Below are 17,073 nucleotides of genomic sequence, written 5' to 3'. Positions count from 1 at the left end.
CGTCAGGTATGGACCGCGCGCGCGCCGGTCAAGGGCGTCAGGCTGCCTTGGCGCCCGCGACCCGGGCCATTTCGATCTGGGCGGCCAGGCCGGGGGGCATGTCGCGGTCCGGCACCTGGGACAGGGCGTTGAGCCGTTCGATGTCGCTGGCCTCGATCATCACGCTGGACACCGACGGGTCGGTCAGGGCGTAGGCCAGACAGATGGCCTCGGCTGTCCAGTTGTTGGTGCGGTGCAGGAAGGCGAAGGTCCCGGCATGGACCAGCGGCCCATCTTTCGGCTTCGGGCCGCCGCCGAAGCCGAACAGACCCTTTTTCTGCACATGCACGGTGGCGGCCTTTTTCGCCGTGTTCAGGCTGTCGGGGAAATAGCCGTAGACGAAGATGGCCATGTCGCCGTCGCGCGCGGCGCGCAGGCGCGAACGGACCTGCCAGCTGGCGTTGACGTGGAATGGCGTCGCCAGAACGTCGAAGGCGCCGGTCGAGACATAGGTGTCCATCACGTCGCCGTCGCCCGAGATGCCCAGCAGCCGCACCCGCTCGGTGGCGCGCAGGGCCTTCAGGGCGTTCAGCGTGGATTGCGGCAGTTCGTGATCGCCGGGCTCGTCGAGGATGGCCAGGTCGAAATAGCCCAGGCCGGAGGCGTGCAGGGCCTTGTCGATGGCCGAGGTGATGCCCTGGGCGGAGAAGTCGCGGTCCGAGCCGCGGCGGCCGTCGCCGGCGCCGAGGGTCAGGGAGACCTGCACCAGCTTGCGGTCGACATGTTTCAGCGCCTGCCCCAGGACCTCGGCCAGGACGGGGTCGGCGGTCTCGAGCCGGTAGGAGTTGATGCCGGCTTCCAGCGCCGAATAGATCAGTTCGCGACCGGCCTCGGGGCCGCCGCCGATGTCGCGGGCGCCGAGGCTGAGGGTCAGGCAGGAGACGGCCTGTCCGGTCAGGCCAAAGGGACGGTAGCGCATCGGGCTATTCTCCCGCCGGGGCTGAGGTTTCCAGCGCCAGCGCATGCAGTTCGCCGCCCATCTTGCCCTTCAGCGCGGCATAGACGAGCTGGTGCTGACGCACCCGTGACAGGCCCGCGAAGGCCGCGGCCACGATGCGCGCGCGATAGTGATCGCCGTCGCCGGCCAGATCGTCGATGACGATCTCGGCGTCGGGAAAGGCTTCGGTCAGATGGCGGCGAAGCGTTTCGACGGGCATGGGCATGGAACAGGCGGTCTCCGGGTTCGCCGGAGATGATGGCGCGTAAACCTTAATGGGGGGCTACATCGCGCAATGGCCTGTCTCTCGACGCGGCCGGTTCGTCGGAAGGGCTGCGCCCTGGTCGATTACCGGCTGATGCGCTCCAGCAGCACGACGGGCGAACCCTTGTAGGTCGTCTCGACATAGGGGACGTAACCCGCCCTCGCGGCCAGCGCGTGCGAGGGGGCGTTGTCGGGCGAGATCATGCAGACGGTGCGGGGAGCGTCCAGACTGTCCTCGCACCATGCCAGCGCCGCTGACAGGGCCTCGAACGCCATGCCCCGGCCCTGAAAACGCGGCGCGACGCCCCAGCCCAGTTCAGGCGCATCGAAGGCGGGTTCCAGGATGCGGTGATAGTCGAAGACGCCCATGCTGCCGACATAGTCGCCGGTGGCCGTCTCGCGGACGGACCAGTTGCCGTGGCCGAGCGCCTCCCAGTGTCCCATGTCGCGCAGCAGGCGGAACCAGACGTCCTCGGACGTCAGCGGCGCGGGGAAGATCGAGGTCGCGAACACCGGGTCGCTCCAAAGGGCGTTGAGATCGGCGAGATCCGTCGGCTGTACCGGCGTCAGCGTCAGGCGGTCGGTGATCAGGATGGTGGTCATGGAGCCTCGAACAGGGAGCCGGCGCGCTCGATCCGGGTCCGGCCGGCGGCGTCGGTGACGGCGAATGTGAAGCCCGGCTGAAGCGCGAAGGCCCCGGCCCGGCCCTGCTTGTCCAGCGCCAGCAGGGCGACCTGGGACGCCGCCACCTTCCTTCCGCGCAGGCGCGCCAGACGTTCGATCACGCTGCGGCAGGCGGCGGTCGGATCCCGGCCGTGGCGCATGGCCTCGACGACCGCGTGGGCGCCCGCGACGCGGACGACGTCCTCGCCGACGCCGGTGGCGGTCGCGCCGCCCACCTCGTCATCGACATAGAGGCCCGCGCCGATGATCGGGCTGTCGCCGACGCGGCCTCGCATCTTGAAGGCCATCCCCGAGGTGGTGCAGGCGCCGGCCATCCGCTGGTCCGCGCCGATCGCCAGCAGGCCGATGGTGTCGTGATTGCCCGGCCCGCCGGGCGTCGCCGGTCCTTGGGCGCGCCAGTCGGCGTTCTCGCTGTTGACGCGTGGGGCGTAGTTCGCGGTCCTGAGCCATTCGCGCCACGCCGCCTCGGCGCGGGGCGTCAGCAGGTTCTGCGTTTCGAACCCCTGTTCGAGGGCGAAGGTCCGGGCGCCCTCGCCGACCAGCATGGTGTGGGGCGTCCGCTCCATCACCCGCCGCGCCACCGAGACCGCGTGGACGATGTCCTCCAGCGCGCAGACCGCGCCGATGTCGCCGTTCCAGCCCATGATGCAGGCGTCAAGCGTCACCCGCCCGTCGCGGTCAGGCAGGCCGCCCAGTCCAACCGAGGAGTTGCTCTCGTCCGCTTCCGCCACGCGGCCGCCCGCCTCGACCATGTCCAGCGCCGAGCCGCCGTTCGCCCGCGCCGAGACGCCGGCGGCGTTGGCCGCGGCGCCGAAATCCCAGGTCGAGACCATGATGACGGGGGCGGCGGCCTGGGCCGCGGCCTCGCCGGCGAGAGCAGCGACCGGCGCGGCGGTCAGCAGGGCCCGCCGGGACACAGCGAGCAGTCGGGATTCCATGGGCTCAGACACCGTGCGCCAAATTCAGGAGCCCGAGCGTACCCGTGAGTCCGGCCGTTCAAAAGAGGCTGACGGCGCCGTCAGGAATTGCGGATTTGCGCCGAGGCATTTCCCGTGCAGGGTCGACGTTGCGCTGTCGGACGAGCGGCGCGGGGGGATGAACCATGGCCGCCAGTCGATTGCTTTCCCTCGTTTTCGCCCTTGCGCTCGCGTCGGCGTCGGCGCCGGCGAACGCTGCGTCACCGGCGGCCTCTGGCGGCGCAGGCGCCCCTGCGACCGGTCAGGCCGGGTCCGCGTGCGGCCTTGCGAACCAGAGCCAGTACTGGTTGTGCAAGGCGCTTGAGGAGGGAAGCTGCGGGCTAACCTCGGTGTCCGAGGAATACTGGTTCTGCAAGGGAATCGTGGACCGGCAGTGCGGATTGATCGAAGGCGACAACTACAATTTCTGCCAAGCGCTGATCACGCCGAACTGCAACCTTGTCAGGGGCAACGGCTATCAGCTTTGCCGGGGCATCATCGAACAGGACTGCTCGCTGGCGCCTCAGTCGCTCGTCTGGATGTGCATGGCGCTCCAGGCCCGGTTCAGGGCTTGATCTCGCGGGACCGGGTCACAGCAACCCCAGCTGTTTGAAGCTGGCCACGCCGTCGCGGCCGACGATGAGGTGATCGTGCACGCTGAGGTCCAGCGCCCGGGCGGCCTCGACGATCTGGCGGGTCATGTGGATGTCGGGCCGGGACGGGGTCGGGTCGCCGGACGGGTGGTTATGGACGATGATCATCGACTTGGCCGACAGCTCCAGCGCCCGGCGCACCACCTCGCGGGGATAGACCGGGGCATGATCGACCGTGCCGCGGTTCTGGATCTCGTCGAGGATCAACTGGTTGCGGTTGTCGAGGTACAGCACCCGGAACTGCTCCCGCGCCTCATGCTGCAGGGACAGGCGGACATAGGCGACCAGGGCGGTCCAGGACGAGATGACGGTGCGTTTGGCGGCCTCTTCCTTGATGACCCGGCGCGCCACCTCGTGCAGGGCGGCGAGGTCGAGGGCGGTCTCGGCGCCCACGCCCTTGGTCCGGCCCCTGGCGTCTTCGGCCTTGACCGCGCCCAGGTCCTCGACCGGGGCGGCAAGCACCGCCGCCAGCGAGCCGAACCGGGCCAGCAGGGCCTTGGCGATCGGCTTGACGTCGCCCTGCGGCTGGCTCCGGAACAGGAAGAGTTCGAGCAGTTCATAGTCGGGCAGGTGATGGACGCCGGCCCCGCGGGCCCGCTCGCGCAGCCGTTCACGGTGGCCCGCGTGATGGGGTTTGGCCGCGCGCGGAGCCTTCGGGGCCGCTTCCGGCGCCCGGGACGGCGGCATCGGGAAGAGCAGCACGCTGGACATGAAAGCCTCCGGCACAACTCCCGGACGATGTCAGAACATAAGGCGAACGTCCAGCACGATCATGCACCGGTAGCTCGTGCGCCTCGATCGGTCGAAATCAGCCGAATTTCGGCCGGAACAGCCCTGCCGGGCTGGCGCTGAACAGCTCCACGCCGGTCTCGGTCACGCCGCAGCTGTGTTCGCACTGGGCCGACAGGGATTTGTCGCGGGTCACGGCGGTCCAGCCGTCGGACAGGACCTTCACGTGCGGCTTGCCGAGGTTCACCATCGGCTCGACGGTGAAGAACATGCCGGCCTTCAGCGTCGCGCCCTCGCCGCGACGGCCGTAGTGCAGGACGTTGGGGCTGTCGTGGAACAGCCGGCCGATGCCGTGGCCGCAGAAGTCGCGCACCACCGACATGCGGTTGGCCTCGACGACCTGCTGGATGGCGTAGCCGATGTCGCCGAAGGTGTTGCCCGGCTTGATCATCGCCAGACCGGCCTCGAGCGAGTCATAGGTGACGTCGATCAGCTTGCGGGCGCGGGCGTTGATTTCGCCGACGGCATACATCCGGCTGGAGTCGCCGTGCCAGCCGTCGACGATGACGGTGTGATCAATGTTGACGATGTCGCCGTCCTTCAGCACCCGGTCGCCCGGAATGCCATGGCAGACGACGTGGTTGATCGAGGTGCAGACGGTCTTCTCATAGCCCTTGTAGCCGAGACAGGCGGGCAGGGCGCCATGGTCGAGGGTGAACTCGCGGATGCGGTCGTCGATCTCGCCCGTGGTCACGCCGGGGACCACGAAGGGGGTGATCATGTCCAGCGCCGCGCCGACCAGACGGCCGGCGGCCCGCATGCCTTCCCAGGCTTCGTCGCCCTCGTGGACGCGGATTTCGTGGGTGCGGACGAAGGCGTCGTCGTCCAGTTCGGGGGTCTCGTACATTCGGTCGGCTTTCGGGGCGTCGGGTCGAGGGCGCGTCTCAGTTGGGGAAGTATAGCATAAACCTCAAGGCCGGGTTGAGGCGGTCCGCGCCATGCTGAAGGCGCCGGCCCGCCCGGTGCGCTAGAAGGGCTCATGACCGAATCCTCTCCCACCGCCGCCGTCCTGATCATCGGCGACGAGGTCCTGTCCGGCCGGACCCAGGATACCAATCTGAACACCATCGCCCGGTTTCTGGCGGCGCTGGGGATCGACCTTGAGGAGGCGCGGACCATCGGCGACCGCAAGGACCAGATCGTGGACAGCCTGAACGCCCTGCGGACGAGCCACGATTATGTCTTCACCACCGGCGGCATCGGGCCGACGCATGACGACATCACCGCCGACGCCGTGGCGACGGCCTTTGGCGTGGCCCTGCCCGAGCATCCCGACGCGGTCGCCATTCTGGCGCGGCGCTATGGCGACGACTTCAATGCGGCGCGGCGGCGGATGGCGCGGATTCCGGAGGGCGGGACGCTGATCGCCAATCCGGTGACCGACGCCCCGGGGTTCCAGATCGGCAATGTCTTCGTCATGGCCGGGGTGCCGAAGATCATGACCGCCATGCTCGAGGATGTGGCCCCGCGCCTGCGCACCGGAGCGGTGGTGCATGCGCGGACGATCCGGGTCACCGGCGTGGGCGAGGGCGCGATCGCCGACCTGCTGACGGCGGCGGCGCGGGCGGAGCGCGAGATCAGTTTCGGCAGCTATCCCTTCGGCCACGGCTCGGTCGGGGAGATGGGGACCCATCTGGTGGTGCGAGGCCGGGACGTGGCGAGGGTTGAGGCGGCGACGGAGGGACTGCTGGCCGAGCTGGCGGCGGCGGGGATCGAAGCGAGCCTGGCCTAACGGGCGAACGCCTCCGCCACGGCCTCGAACGCTGGATTGGCGCGGCCTTCGGCGTCGAGCAGCAGGGGGCTGTCGTCCTTCCAGCCCTTGCCTTCGTCGCGCAGCAGCCAGCTGTCGACATCGCGCAGGCCCCAGGTGGTGAAGGCGAAGCGCTGGCGGGCGGGCAGGGCCATGAAGGCCTCGGCCAGTTCGCCGACGCGGGCGACCTGCCGGGCGCGCTTCTGGCCCAGGGTGCGGGTGTCGACAGGGCTGTCGCTCCGCATCGAGAAGTCGAGCTCGGACACATGGATCGGCAGGCCGAGCGACCCGGCGTCGCGGAAGAAGTCGCGGATCTGTCCGGCCGGGATATCGATGTCGAGATGCGACTGGGTCCCGATGCCGCCGATGGGCGCGCCCTGGGCCAGCAGCCGCTCGACCAGGCGGAGGAAGGTCGCCCCCTTCCGGGGATTGTTCTCGAGATTGTAGTCGTTGAGGAACAGGACGGCGTCCGGATCGGCGGCGCGGGCCTGCCGGAAGGCGCGGACGATATAGGCCTCGGGGCCCAGCTTGCGGGCGTAGACGCAGTCGCGCAGGCCGTCGCCGTCCTCGGCCACCGCTTCATTGACCACGTCCCAGCCGACCATGCGGCCGCGGTAGCGGCCGGCGACGGTCGAGACATAGCGGTCGAACTCGGCGGCGAAGCGGGCGGTCGGCAGGGCGTTGGTGAACTGGTCCAGCCCCTGCGAATACCAGACCAGGCAGTGGCCGAAGACGCGCAGTCCCTGTTCCTCGCCCCAGTCGACCATCCGGTCAGACGCGGAGAAGTCAAAGGCGAAGCCCGGCTGCAGGATGCGTTCGGGCTTGAGCTCCCATTCGGGCGTGATCTGATCGACGTGGCGGCGCATGGCGGCGACCCAGACGGCGTCGTCGAGCTGGCCGGTCATGCCGGTGGCGCCGATGGGGAAGTCCGCGAGGGATTTCAGCGGCGGGGCGAGCGGACCCGCCGGCGTCCGGGCCGAGGCGAAGCGGTCGCAGGCCACCAGCCCCAGAGGCGCGGCGAGAAGGGCGCGGCGGTTCAGTCCGGGCGGGTCAGCCCGCACGCCGCCTCAGGCCCAGTTCGTCGAAGGCGGCCGTCTCGCGCTTGCCGGCGGCGATGATGGCGTTGAGCCGGGTCATCTCGGCCACGTGCTCGAACTTCTTCAGCTCCTCGAAGGCGCCGGTCAGGGCGTCGCGGGCCCCTTCCTCCTCGGCGTCGATGACCACGACATCGGCCTCGGCCGCGCCCTTGCGCAGCTTCCAGCCGTTCAGATAGGCCTGCAGCATCATGGCGGCGTCGGCGTCGTCGCGGGCGCGCTCCTGTTCGATCTCGGCCTCGGCCTCGAGCACGGCGATGCGCATTTCGGCGGAGGCGCGGCGGGCGGTGATCTCGGCGAGGCGCTTCTGCAGCGTCTCGACCTCGTAGTTCGAGATCCGGATCAGCGATTGGGCCCAGGCGGTCATCGATACTCACTCCGGCGGACGAGGTTCACTGGATCATTCCCTGGTTCAGGATTGCTTCCAGCTGGGTAAAGGAATCGGAAAGAGACGTGTGATCGTCCTTGTCCTGCCCGAGGAAATTCTCAAGCGCGGGGTTCAGGGCGATGGCGCGGTCGACGATCGGATCGGCCCCGGCGCGGTAGGCGCCGATGCGGATCAGTTCTTCCATATTGCCGTAGGCCGACAGGCACTGGCGCGCGCGGCGGTTCAGTTCGCGCTCGGGCGGGGTCTGGCAGGCGGGCAGGGTGCGGCTGACCGACTTCAGCACGTCGATGGCCGGGAAGCGGCCGCGCTCGGCGATCTTGCGGTCCATGACGATGTGGCCGTCGAGGATGCCTCGCACGGCGTCGGCGATAGGCTCGTCATGGTCGCCCCCGTCCACCAGGACGGTGAACATGGCGGTGATCGGTCCGGCGGTGGTGCCGTCGGGCCGCACGGGACCCGGGCCGGCGCGTTCCAGCAGCTTGGGCAGTTCGGTGAAGACGGTCGGCGTATAGCCCTTGGTCGTCGGCGGCTCGCCGGCGGCGAGGCCGATCTCGCGCTGCGCCATGGCGAAACGGGTGACCGAGTCCATCAGGCACAGAACCTCGAGGTCCTGATCGCGGAGGTATTCGCTGATCGCCATGGTCATATAGGCAGCCTGGCGGCGCTTCAGGGCCGGCTCGTCGGAGGTGGCGACGACGACGATGGCGCGGCGCAGACCCTCTTCGCCGAGGGTCTCCTCGATGAATTCGCGCACCTCACGGCCCCGTTCGCCGATCAGGCCGACCACGACCACGTCGCAGGTCGCCTGCCGCGCCAGCATGGACAGCAGCACGGACTTGCCGACGCCGGAGCCGGCGAAGATGCCGAGGCGCTGGCCGCGGCAGGTTGTGGTGAAGACGTCCATGGAGCGGACGCCGAGATCGAGACGCTCGCCGACCCGGCCGCGCGAATGGGCCGGGGGCGGGGGCGCGCGCAGGGGATAGGCGGCGGGACCGACGGGCAGGGGGCCCTTGCCGTCGATCGGCTGGCCGAAGGCGTCGATGATCCGCCCCAGCCAGGCGGTGGTCGGACGCACGCTGGCGGCAGCGGAGACGATGCGGATGTCGGCCCCGGGGGCGACGCCCTCGACCGGGCCGAACGGCATCAGCAGGGCCTTGGCGTCGCGGAAGCCGACGACCTCGGCGGGCAGGGGCGACAGGTGACGGCGCTCGATCTCGGCCCGGGCCCCGACCGACAGGCGAGAGAGCCCGCCCTTCGACTCGATCAGCAGGCCGTTCACGCCCGCGACCTTGCCGGTCACGACCAGCGGATCGATCGCTTCAACGGCGGCGGTGAGAGCGTGCAAGCGAAGGACCCCGGAACAGGCCTTCAGGGATGCGGCATCGTGGTTAACGAGGGGTGAATTCGAGCGGGTCCGGAGTCAGAGCGTCTGTTCAAAAAAGCGCACCACGTCGCGGTTGAAGGCCTGGTGAAAGGCGGCGCGATCAAAGCCGGGCTGCGAGCGGCACAGCTGGGGCAGGGAAGCGGCCAGATGGGCGGGGCAGACGGGCAGGAAGTCGTGGTGCAGGGCGCCGTCGACCCGATGGAATTCCGGCGGCCGGCCCAGGGCGTCGCGGATCGGCTCGGCGTGGAAGGGGGCGATCAGGATTTCGTCGTCGCCGGCCTGCCACATCTGGATCGGGATCCGGACCCCGGCCAGGCTTTCCGCAGTGAAGGTCATGCCGAAGGCTGCGCCGGCGATGACGGCGGCCTTGATACGCGGATCATGACCCCGCGGCCGCCACGTCGCGACCTCGATCGGCTGGCGCTCCAGCAAGGTGCACAGAAACTGTTCCGGGTGCGCCAGGCAGTGGCGCAGCAGGGGGGCGGGGTCGCTGACGCCGCCGACCAGGGCGGTGACGGTGAAGGCTCCCGCCGAGAAGCCGAAGGCGCCGACGCGGGCGGGATCGATCGCCGCCGGACCGGTCCAGTCCCGCGTCATGTGGTCGATCAGCAGGCTGACGTGGCGCGGGCGGTCCGAGACCTGGATCGACCGGCTGGGGTCGCGCCAGTTGTCGCCGGGATGGGTCAGGGCGGCGACCACGAAGCCGGCGTCCGCCAGGGCCTCAGCGGTGTCGTGGTGGCCCTGGAAGGAGCCGAGATTGCCGTGCGAGATGACCACCAGCGGGCGAGGGACGCCGTCCCCGGCGCCCTCGGGCAGCCAGACGCCGGCTTCGATTTCGCCGCCCTCGGGGTCGGCGAAGCGGAAGACCCGGTCGGCGTCCTGGGCCAGAGCGGGAGCGGTCGAGGCCAGGGTCATGCCGGCGATCATGGCGGCGATCAGGGTGATGGGCTTACGGAGAATGGACATGGGGTCGGTCCTCGGGATCAGCGGGAATGTCTGTTGATCGGGCCTTGCGTCGGACGGCGCCAGCGCGACTTCGCCAATGGGCGAGCGGGTTCGCGGCCCGGCGAATGGTTCCGTCGCCCGCGGGGTTCGCTATAGTCGCGGCCAGCGAGGGGACGATGATCGAAACGCCGAACACCGGCCGGGCCTGGGCGACGGAGTTGGCCGCCTGCCTCGGCGTGGGCGCCGTGCTGGGGGTGTTCGGACCCTTCGGCAGTTTCTTCAATGACGTCCTGATCGTGCGCGTGGCCTATTGGGCCGGCGTCTTCCTGGTCTGCGGGCTGGCGTTCGGTCTGGCGTTCCGGTTGCTGGCGCCCCGGGCGCACAGGGCGGGCGTCCCCGCCTGGGCCTGGATCCCCGCAATGGCGCTTGTGGTGGCGATCCCCCTGGCCGGGGTTACGCGCCTGATGGCCGCCGCCCTGTGGCCGGGGATCCGTCAGTCTGTTGGACCGATCGAATGGTATGGCCAGACCGTGCTGGTGAGCCTGGCCTATGTCGCCCTGTATGGCGTGCTGCGCGGCCGCGCCGCGCCGGCCGCCGCCTTGCGCGCCGAGGTGGAGCCCGACGCTCCCCGCATCCTTCGCCGACTGCCCTCGCGGCTCGGACAGGATCTGCTGTGCCTGTCGATGGAGGATCACTATGTGCGGCTGCATACGGTCCAGGGTTCGGCGCTCGTGCTGATGTCGCTGAGCCAGGCGCTGGAGGAAGTCGGAGGGCTTGAGGGCCTTCAGGTCCACCGGTCCTGGTGGGTCGCGCGCAAGGCGGTCGAAGGCGTGGTTGAAGACGGGCGCAAGCTGCGGATTCGACTGAAGGGCGGGATCGAGGCGCCGGTTTCGCGGGCCAGCGTTGCGCGGCTGCGGGCCGCCGGCTGGCTGGACGATCCGGTCGCTGGCGCGTCCGGCGCTGTGGCCGCCGGACTCCGGGTCCCGTAAGGTCAAACTTCCCTGGCCCTGCCCCTTGCCTCGCGGGGGAAGCGCCTATGTATTCCCGATCCCCAGACCGGAGCCCGCCATGACCGCCGCACCCTACGACGCCTCACGCCACCAGAAAGCCGGACGCGGCAAGGTCTTCGCCTCGATCCTGGACACCATCGGCGACACGCCGCTGGTCGGGCTGCCGCGCCTGTCGGCCGAGATGAGCCCCAGGGCGACGGTGCTGGCCAAGCTGGAGTTCTTCAACCCGATGGCCTCGGTCAAGGACCGGATCGGGGTGGCCATGATCGAGGCGCTGGAGCAGGCGGGACAGATCCGGCCCGACACGGTGCTGATCGAGCCGACCAGCGGCAACACCGGCATCGCCCTGGCCTTTGTGGCCGCGGCCAAGGGCTACCGGCTGATCCTCGTCATGCCCGAGAGCATGTCGATGGAACGGCGCAAGATGCTGGCCCTGCTGGGCGCCGAACTGGTGCTGACCCCGGCCGAGAAGGGGATGAAGGGCGCCATCGCCATGGCCATGGAGCTGAGGGACCGGACCCCCGGCGCCGTCATCCCGGCCCAGTTCGACAATCCCGCCAACCCGGCCATCCACCGGGTCTCGACGGCCGAGGAGATCTGGAACGACACGGCGGGCGCGGTGGATATCGTCATTTCGGGCGTCGGCACGGGCGGCACCATCACCGGCGTCGGCCAGGTGCTGAAGGCCCGCAAGCCCTCGCTGCGGATGATCGCCGTCGAGCCGACGGCCTCGCCGGTGCTGTCGGGCGGCGAACCGGGGCCGCACAAGATCCAGGGCATCGGGGCGGGCTTCATCCCCTCGATCGTCGACCGCTCGGTCATCGACGGCGTCGAACAGGTGTCCAACGAGGACGCTTTCGACATGGCCCGCAAGGCGGCGCGGACGGAGGGCATTCCGGTCGGCATCTCGTCGGGAGCCGCCCTGGTCGCGGCCTTCCGTCAGGCCGCTCTCGAAGAGAATGCGGGCAAGACCATTGTGGTGATCATCCCCAGCTTCGCCGAACGCTATCTGTCGACGGCCCTTTTCGAAGGGCTGTGACGCTTGAACGATCATTCAAGTTTTCATTGACTCCGGTTCTTGAACGAGCATTCAATAGGGCTCGGGAACGGGAGAATGCGCGTGGCTGACCCTCAGGCCGAGATGGCCGTCATGATCGCCAATCTGAAGGCGAAGACCGGCAAGGCGCTGGACGAATGGCTGGCGCTGGCCCGGACCAGCGGTCAGGCGAAACACGGCGGGCTGGTCACATGGCTCAAGGCCGAGCACGGGCTGGGCCACGGCTACGCCAATCTGGTGGCGCACAAGACCTTCGCCTCGGACGCGGGGTCCAGCAATGACGCTGACCTGATGGAGGCGATGTTCGCCGGGCCGAAGGCGGCGATGCGGCCGGCCTATGACCGGGTCGCGGCCATCGTCTCGGGGCTGGAGGGCGCCCAGTTCGCGCCGAAGAAGGGCTATGTCAGCTTCCGCCGCAGCAAGCAGTTCGGCCTCGCCCAGCCCTCGACCAAGGACCGGCTGGACCTGGGCCTCAACCTGAAGGGCGTGGAGCCGTCGGGGCGGCTGGAAGCGGCCGGATCGTGGAACGCCATGGTCACCCACCGGGTCCGCATCGCCTCGGCGGACGAGATCGACGCCGAGGTGGAGGGCTGGATCAGACAGGCCTGGGCGGCGGCGTGAGCGCGCCCGATGTCCGCACCCGGATCGTGATGGCGGCCATGGAGCTGTTCTGGGTCAAGGGCTATAATTCGACTTCGATCGCCGACATCCTGAGCCGGACCCAGCTCAACGCCGGCAGCCTGTACCATGTGTTTCCCGGCAAGCAGGACGTGCTGATCGCCGTGCTCGAGGCCTATCGCGACGGCCTGTACGAGAACCTGGTCGATCCGGCCTGGGAGGGGGTGGACGATCCCGTCGAACGGATCTTCGCCCTGCTGGCGCGGTATCGCTGGCTGATCCTCGAGACCGACTGCACCTATGGCTGCCCGATCGGCAGTCTGGCGCTGGAGCTGCACGAGGCCGACCCGGTGGTGCGGGAGCTGCTGGCGGTCAATTTCACCGGCTGGGTCGGGGCGATCCTGCGGTGTCTCGATGACGCGGGCGACCGGTTGCCCCCGGGCCTCGACAAGCAGGCGCTCGCCGAGTTCGTGCTGACGACCATGGAGGGCGGGGTGATGCAGGCCCGGACCCACAGGGACGTCGGCTATTTCGACCGCGGAGTCTCGGCCCTGCGCGACCATTTCGACATGCTGCTCGCCCGCGCGGCGCGGCGGGCCCAGCCGGCCTGAGGAGATCTCCATGTTCAAGAGCGTCCTGATCCTGACCGCGAGCCTGATGGCTCTGGCCGTCGCGCCCGCCCTGGCCGAGGAACCGGCATCCGCCGGGCCGCTGGATCTGACGCGGCGGATCGTGGCGACCTCTGGCGCGGCCGGCGAGGACTCGGCCGGTTATGTGCGCATCCGCAACGGCTCGCCGGTGGCCGATGAACTGGTGGACGCGTCCTGCGCCTGCGCCGACACGATCGAGTTCCACCGGGTGGTGCGCACGGAGTCGGGGGGCAGCATGATCGACGACCCGAGCTGGACTGTTCCCGGCAACGGCGCTCTGGACGTGCGGCCGGGCGCCAGCCTGCACTTCATGCTGATCAATTTCGATCCGTCGAAGGCCGTCGACGGACGGGTCGCCCTGACCCTGACGTTTCGGGACGCGGGGACGGTGCAGGCGGATTTCGCCCTGACCGGGGACAGCCGCGCCGCCTGGGCGGCCTTCGACTGACCGTCACAGCCGGTTAACCGGCGCGGCCCTAGGATTCGCGGGATATGTCCGAGACCGCGACCAGCCCTGAGGAGGCCGCCCCGGAAGGCGGCTTCCGCGCGCGTCATGCGCTGCTGAAGCGCCTGGCCGATGTGGTGTGTCTGCCCGCCAGCCGGATCAACGCCTTTGAACGCGCCGTCACCGGTGATCTGCTGGTCGAGATGCTGCGGCTGGCCCTGCCCGAGGACCGTCGGCGGGTGGCCGCCCGGCTGGCCCCGCTGGCCGAACTGCCCAACGCCCTGGCGCGGATGCTGCTGCGCGACGATCCGGAGATCGCCGGTCTGTTGATCGAACAGTGCGCCTCCCTGTCGGACGCCGATCTGGTGGCCTGCGCGCGGGACGCCACGCCCATCCACCGGTTCCTGATGGCCAGCCGCCGGTCGCTGTCGGAGGTGGTCACCGAGACCCTGCTGAGCTTCGGCGAGACCCACGTCATCGAGGCGGTGCTGCGCAACAGCACGGCTCGTCTGAGCCAGACAGCGATCGAGGGCGTCGTCAGCCTGAGCCGGCAGGAGCCGCATTTGTGCGGCCCCGTACTGAAGCGGCCGGAACTGCGTCCGTCAGGGGCCTATGTGATGTTCTGGTGGTGCGGCGCAGAGGACCGCCGCACCATCCTGCAGCGGTTCGCGGTGTCGCGCGAGGTCATGCAGGAGGTGTCGGAGGACGTCTTCGCCATGGCCGCGGCCGAGAACTGGCAGGATCCTGTGTCGCGCAAGGCGCTGCAGTTCATCGAGCGGCGGCAGCGGAACCGGGCGGCTATCGCCAAGAGCCCCTATGGCGGGCTGGAAGAGGCGGTGGCGGCGGCGGCCGAGCGCGGCCTCAACCGCGAGGTGGCGACCGAGATCGCCTATCTGTCGGGCGTCAAGCCGGTCACCGGGGCCAAGATCATGGGCGATCCGGGGGGCGAGCCCCTGGCGATCCTGTGCAAGGCGACAGGGCTGGGCAAGAGCGATCTGGCCAATCTGTGGCGCTCGATGCGTCGGCCCGAGACCGCGGACGACGGCTCGGTCCATCCGGCCTGGGAGCGGGTGCAGATCACCTATGACATGCTGGCGGTCGACCGGGCCCAGACTGTATTGCGCTACTGGAACTGGTCGCTGTCGTCGGCCCTGACGCCGGCGCTTCTCAGGGCCATCCGCGATGGCGAGGAAGACGGCCTGGACACCTACTCGGCGCCGGAACGGGCGGCGATGCTGGCGCTGGCGGACAATTTTGGCCGCTGAAGGCCGCAACCGGCCCGTGAAACGCCGTCTTTAGTTAAACTTTGAAACACTCTGGACACGTCATTCCGAGCATGGAACCTGATGTTGCTTTCACAAAAGAACAAATCTATTGATCTCGCCAACGGCTGATTCAGTCGAAAAACAATCGAACAAGGTGAGGCCGATCCATGGAAGATAACGCCCAAATCCTCGAAATGACTGCGGACATCGTGTCGGCCTATGTCGGCAACAACAATGTGCAGGCGGTCGAAGTGCCGGGCCTGATCTCCAGCATCCATGCCGCCCTGACCCAGGTCTCGACCGGCGCCGTCGAGCCGGAGCCCGAGGTCAAGGACCCGGCTGTGCCCGTGCGCAAGTCGATCACTCCCGATTTCCTGATCTGCCTGGAAGACGGCCGCAAGTTCAAATCGCTGAAGCGCCACCTGCGCACCAAATACAATATGAGCCCCGAGGAATACCGGGCGAAATGGGGCCTGGCGAAAGACTATCCGATGGTCGCTCCGAACTACGCCAAGGCGCGTTCGGACCTGGCCAAGCAGATGGGTCTGGGCCAGGGCGGCCGCAAACCCGCCCGCGCCGCCGCGGGCCGCGCCAAGAAGTAATCCGGGCCTGTCCGGGGAAGCGCCCGCCTCCAGCCATGGGGGCGGGCGTTTTGCTGTGAGGGATGGGTCGAGTGGCTAGTGGTTAGTGGCTAGCCACTACGCGGCAGCGGCCCCGCGGCGCATCCGCCAGAAGCGCAGCGTCCTGAGCGCGGCGTCCTTCGTCAGTTCGGCGTACATCCGGGCGTAGGAATGGGCCTTGGCCATGGCGCCGCCGTCGTCGTTGAGCAGCACCACGGCATAGGTCAGGAACAGGGCGCGATCGAGGTCGGCGGATTTGCAGACCACGGCCAGGGCGTCCAGTTCGCGGCGTTCGACGATCTGGCGGGCGGTGTGGAAATCGATGTCGGACAGTTGGGCCAGGGCGATGAGGAACGAGGTCGTCCCGCCCGAGCGCAGGAACCGCGCCAGCATCTGCGGCGTCAACTGACCCGCGGCCTTGAGCTCTTCCACATAGGCCGAGCATTCGGCGTAGTCGGCGGGCAGGGCGCCGTCGTCGGTGGCGATGCGGGCCCGGCCGGCGGCGAGCGCGCTCTCCAGCAGGGCCGGGTCCATGCGGGCGTTCTGTTCGAGGATCCGGGTCCGCAACCGGGCCTCGACCACGAAATACATTTCGTTGAGCAGGTCGGCCGGCAGGCTGGCGCGCGAGACCGCGGCCTCGTGCAGCGCCGGATTGGCCCGCGCCCGCTCGACGGCGGCTTCGGACGATTTGCGCGACAGCTGGGCTCCGTCGTTTCGCAGCAGGGCGCCGAGGGTCTCGTCGTCGCCCCGCTCGACGATGACGTCCGACACGGCCTCGGACACCGAGGGGCGAGCCGAGACGGCGCGCATATGCGCCTGACCATGTTTGCGGACCACGCCCAGCAGGTCTTCGTCCGTCAGGACCGGAGAGGTGGTCAACACGGCTTCCGCGACGGCGGCTTCGTCATTGGCCAGTCGGCGGATCAGGGCGTGGGGCGCATTCGGCGCATTGGCGAAACGGGCGGACAATTCGGCGCGGACCGCGCTCTCCATCTCGTCCGCCAGGCTGGCGAGGACGGATCCGTAGAGGGCGTCCTCGGTGGCGCTGCGGGTGGCGGCGCCGAAGAAATGCTCGGTCAGTTCCCGCAGCAGGGCGCGGCGCTTCTCGCTCGAACCCTCCTCGGCCAGGGCGATCAACTCGGGCAGGCGCGAGGGCGTCGACGCAATGATCACTGATGGTCCCCGTCGGAGGCGGCGGGCGCGGCCCGCACCCGGCCCTGGGCGTCGCGGATCAGGGTCGGCCCCTGTTCGGGGGCGGCGAGATCCTGGGAGGCGATGGTCTCGGGCATGCTGACTACCAGGGCGTCGACGTAGTTCGGCTCGGGCATGTCGAGGGCGTCGGGCTGGCGGCCGTTCTGGCGGTGGACCGAATAGTAGCGGCCGCCCTGGGTCGGCGGGCGTTCGCCGCTGTTGCTGACTTCGGCGACACGACGCGGCCGGGGTGCGGCAGGAGCCGCCGCGGCGGCCGGCTGGACGACCGACGGACCGGCGGCCGGAGCGGGGGCGGGCGCGTCCTGCTGCATTC

At 69.3% G+C, this 17,073-nt stretch carries 21 protein-coding genes; 9 read left to right on the top strand and 12 right to left on the bottom strand.

Annotated elements, in window-relative coordinates:
* Positions 1–37: 37 nt before the first annotated feature.
* The 4 genes from QQJ79_RS07205 to QQJ79_RS07190 all read right to left on the bottom strand — a co-directional run bounded on the left by QQJ79_RS07205 (position 38) and on the right by QQJ79_RS07190 (position 2,862).
* Positions 38–958, bottom strand: coding sequence for an aldo/keto reductase (locus QQJ79_RS07205; RefSeq protein WP_284222249.1), 921 nt, complete (start codon positions 956–958; stop codon positions 38–40).
* Positions 959–962: 4 nt separating this feature from the next.
* A complete protein-coding gene (locus QQJ79_RS07200) occupies positions 963–1,202 on the bottom strand; it encodes a BolA/IbaG family iron-sulfur metabolism protein (RefSeq protein ID WP_284222248.1) in 240 nt (79 codons plus the stop codon).
* A 122-nt stretch (positions 1,203–1,324) separates the two neighbouring features.
* The gene (locus QQJ79_RS07195) at positions 1,325–1,843 is read right to left on the bottom strand and encodes a GNAT family N-acetyltransferase (protein WP_284222247.1); all 519 of its coding nucleotides are present in this window, start codon (positions 1,841–1,843) and stop codon (positions 1,325–1,327) included.
* A complete protein-coding gene (locus tag QQJ79_RS07190; protein WP_284222246.1) occupies positions 1,840–2,862 on the bottom strand; it encodes a glycosylasparaginase in 1,023 nt (340 codons plus the stop codon). The genes QQJ79_RS07195 and QQJ79_RS07190 overlap by 4 nt, the downstream gene beginning before the upstream one ends.
* Positions 2,863–3,026: 164 nt before the next feature.
* Here QQJ79_RS07190 and QQJ79_RS07185 point away from each other — a divergent pair, with 164 nt between their 5' ends.
* Complete coding sequence (locus QQJ79_RS07185; protein ID WP_284222245.1) at positions 3,027–3,455, top strand: hypothetical protein; 429 nt, start codon at positions 3,027–3,029, stop codon at positions 3,453–3,455.
* A 15-nt stretch (positions 3,456–3,470) separates the two neighbouring features.
* Here the strand turns inward: QQJ79_RS07185 and radC are convergent, their stop codons facing one another.
* Entirely contained in the window at positions 3,471–4,244 is a 774-nt protein-coding gene (radC, locus tag QQJ79_RS07180) for a RadC family protein (protein ID WP_431307583.1), read from the bottom strand.
* Between the two features lie 97 nt (positions 4,245–4,341).
* The gene (gene map / locus QQJ79_RS07175; RefSeq protein WP_284222244.1) at positions 4,342–5,169 is read right to left on the bottom strand and encodes a type I methionyl aminopeptidase; all 828 of its coding nucleotides are present in this window, start codon (positions 5,167–5,169) and stop codon (positions 4,342–4,344) included.
* A gap of 132 nt (positions 5,170–5,301) precedes the next feature.
* Between map and QQJ79_RS07170 the strand changes: the two genes are divergently transcribed.
* On the top strand, positions 5,302–6,054 hold the full coding sequence (locus tag QQJ79_RS07170; RefSeq protein WP_284222243.1) for a competence/damage-inducible protein A: 753 nt from the start codon (positions 5,302–5,304) through the stop codon (positions 6,052–6,054).
* On the opposite strand, the gene QQJ79_RS07165 is transcribed toward QQJ79_RS07170, so the two are convergent.
* The 4 genes from QQJ79_RS07165 to QQJ79_RS07150 all read right to left on the bottom strand — a co-directional run bounded on the left by QQJ79_RS07165 (position 6,051) and on the right by QQJ79_RS07150 (position 9,904).
* Positions 6,051–7,133 (bottom strand): endo-1,4-beta-xylanase, encoded by a 1,083-nt coding sequence (locus QQJ79_RS07165; RefSeq protein WP_284222242.1) that lies wholly within the window; start codon positions 7,131–7,133, stop codon positions 6,051–6,053. The two genes, QQJ79_RS07170 and QQJ79_RS07165, sit on opposite strands and share 4 nt — an antisense overlap.
* Positions 7,123–7,533 carry a flagellar export protein FliJ gene (locus QQJ79_RS07160; protein ID WP_284222241.1) on the bottom strand — a complete coding sequence of 137 codons (411 nt, stop codon included), beginning with the start codon at positions 7,531–7,533 and terminating at the stop codon, positions 7,123–7,125. Before QQJ79_RS07160 ends, QQJ79_RS07165 begins: the two co-directional genes overlap by 11 nt.
* A 25-nt stretch (positions 7,534–7,558) precedes the next feature.
* Positions 7,559–8,899: a flagellar protein export ATPase FliI gene (fliI, locus tag QQJ79_RS07155; protein WP_284222240.1), complete on the bottom strand. Its 1,341-nt coding sequence runs from the start codon at positions 8,897–8,899 to the stop codon at positions 7,559–7,561.
* A gap of 75 nt (positions 8,900–8,974) precedes the next feature.
* Positions 8,975–9,904, bottom strand: coding sequence for an alpha/beta hydrolase family protein (locus QQJ79_RS07150; protein WP_284222239.1), 930 nt, complete (start codon positions 9,902–9,904; stop codon positions 8,975–8,977).
* 155 nt (positions 9,905–10,059) lie between these two features.
* On the opposite strand from QQJ79_RS07150, the gene QQJ79_RS07145 reads away from it, so the two are divergent.
* The 7 genes from QQJ79_RS07145 to QQJ79_RS07115 all read left to right on the top strand — a co-directional run bounded on the left by QQJ79_RS07145 (position 10,060) and on the right by QQJ79_RS07115 (position 15,530).
* Positions 10,060–10,872, top strand: a complete 813-nt coding sequence (locus tag QQJ79_RS07145) for a LytTR family DNA-binding domain-containing protein (protein ID WP_284222238.1) — start codon at positions 10,060–10,062, stop codon at positions 10,870–10,872.
* Between the two features lie 79 nt (positions 10,873–10,951).
* Entirely contained in the window at positions 10,952–11,932 is a 981-nt protein-coding gene (gene cysK / locus QQJ79_RS07140; RefSeq protein ID WP_284222237.1) for a cysteine synthase A, read from the top strand.
* Positions 11,933–12,013: 81 nt separating this feature from the next.
* A complete protein-coding gene (locus QQJ79_RS07135; protein ID WP_284222236.1) occupies positions 12,014–12,571 on the top strand; it encodes a DUF4287 domain-containing protein in 558 nt (185 codons plus the stop codon).
* Entirely contained in the window at positions 12,568–13,179 is a 612-nt protein-coding gene (locus QQJ79_RS07130) for a TetR/AcrR family transcriptional regulator (RefSeq protein ID WP_284222235.1), read from the top strand. The genes QQJ79_RS07135 and QQJ79_RS07130 overlap by 4 nt, the downstream gene beginning before the upstream one ends.
* 10 nt (positions 13,180–13,189) lie before the next feature.
* Positions 13,190–13,666: a copper chaperone PCu(A)C gene (locus QQJ79_RS07125; protein ID WP_284222234.1), complete on the top strand. Its 477-nt coding sequence runs from the start codon at positions 13,190–13,192 to the stop codon at positions 13,664–13,666.
* Between the two features lie 44 nt (positions 13,667–13,710).
* Complete coding sequence (locus tag QQJ79_RS07120; RefSeq protein WP_284222233.1) at positions 13,711–14,928, top strand: DUF2336 domain-containing protein; 1,218 nt, start codon at positions 13,711–13,713, stop codon at positions 14,926–14,928.
* A gap of 167 nt (positions 14,929–15,095) precedes the next feature.
* Positions 15,096–15,530 carry a Ros/MucR family transcriptional regulator gene (locus tag QQJ79_RS07115; RefSeq protein ID WP_284222232.1) on the top strand — a complete coding sequence of 145 codons (435 nt, stop codon included), beginning with the start codon at positions 15,096–15,098 and terminating at the stop codon, positions 15,528–15,530.
* Between the two features lie 96 nt (positions 15,531–15,626).
* Here QQJ79_RS07115 and QQJ79_RS07110 read toward each other — a convergent pair whose 3' ends face one another.
* Both QQJ79_RS07110 and QQJ79_RS07105 read right to left on the bottom strand, forming a co-directional pair.
* Positions 15,627–16,721, bottom strand: a complete 1,095-nt coding sequence (locus QQJ79_RS07110; protein WP_284222231.1) for a DUF2336 domain-containing protein — start codon at positions 16,719–16,721, stop codon at positions 15,627–15,629.
* Positions 16,718–17,073 (bottom strand): hypothetical protein (locus QQJ79_RS07105; protein ID WP_284222230.1); only part of this gene is annotated, 356 nt, incomplete at its 5' end. The genes QQJ79_RS07110 and QQJ79_RS07105, both read right to left, overlap by 4 nt.

The sequence above is a fragment of the Brevundimonas denitrificans genome, assembly GCF_030160755.1.
In the GTDB taxonomy this organism is placed as follows: Bacteria; Pseudomonadota; Alphaproteobacteria; order Caulobacterales; family Caulobacteraceae; genus Brevundimonas; species Brevundimonas denitrificans.
This window is presented reverse-complemented; position numbering and strand designations above follow the sequence as displayed.

Bases quoted from the DNA above. Each gene is read 5' to 3' on its own strand.
- radC (WP_431307583.1), bottom strand. From the start codon at position 4,244: ATGTCCAGCGTGCTGCTCTTCCCGATGCCGCCGTCCCGGGCGCCGGAA.
- QQJ79_RS07145 (WP_284222238.1), top strand. From the start codon at position 10,060: ATGATCGAAACGCCGAACACCGGCCGGGCCTGGGCGACGGAGTTGGCC.
- QQJ79_RS07150 (WP_284222239.1), bottom strand. From the start codon at position 9,904: ATGTCCATTCTCCGTAAGCCCATCACCCTGATCGCCGCCATGATCGCC.
- QQJ79_RS07195 (WP_284222247.1), bottom strand. From the start codon at position 1,843: ATGACCACCATCCTGATCACCGACCGCCTGACGCTGACGCCGGTACAG.
- QQJ79_RS07200 (WP_284222248.1), bottom strand. From the start codon at position 1,202: ATGCCCATGCCCGTCGAAACGCTTCGCCGCCATCTGACCGAAGCCTTT.
- QQJ79_RS07160 (WP_284222241.1), bottom strand. From the start codon at position 7,533: ATGACCGCCTGGGCCCAATCGCTGATCCGGATCTCGAACTACGAGGTC.
- QQJ79_RS07185 (WP_284222245.1), top strand. From the start codon at position 3,027: ATGGCCGCCAGTCGATTGCTTTCCCTCGTTTTCGCCCTTGCGCTCGCG.
- map (WP_284222244.1), bottom strand. From the start codon at position 5,169: ATGTACGAGACCCCCGAACTGGACGACGACGCCTTCGTCCGCACCCAC.
- QQJ79_RS07120 (WP_284222233.1), top strand. From the start codon at position 13,711: ATGTCCGAGACCGCGACCAGCCCTGAGGAGGCCGCCCCGGAAGGCGGC.
- QQJ79_RS07205 (WP_284222249.1), bottom strand. From the start codon at position 958: ATGCGCTACCGTCCCTTTGGCCTGACCGGACAGGCCGTCTCCTGCCTG.
- QQJ79_RS07125 (WP_284222234.1), top strand. From the start codon at position 13,190: ATGTTCAAGAGCGTCCTGATCCTGACCGCGAGCCTGATGGCTCTGGCC.
- QQJ79_RS07115 (WP_284222232.1), top strand. From the start codon at position 15,096: ATGGAAGATAACGCCCAAATCCTCGAAATGACTGCGGACATCGTGTCG.
- cysK (WP_284222237.1), top strand. From the start codon at position 10,952: ATGACCGCCGCACCCTACGACGCCTCACGCCACCAGAAAGCCGGACGC.
- QQJ79_RS07190 (WP_284222246.1), bottom strand. From the start codon at position 2,862: ATGGAATCCCGACTGCTCGCTGTGTCCCGGCGGGCCCTGCTGACCGCC.
- QQJ79_RS07170 (WP_284222243.1), top strand. From the start codon at position 5,302: ATGACCGAATCCTCTCCCACCGCCGCCGTCCTGATCATCGGCGACGAG.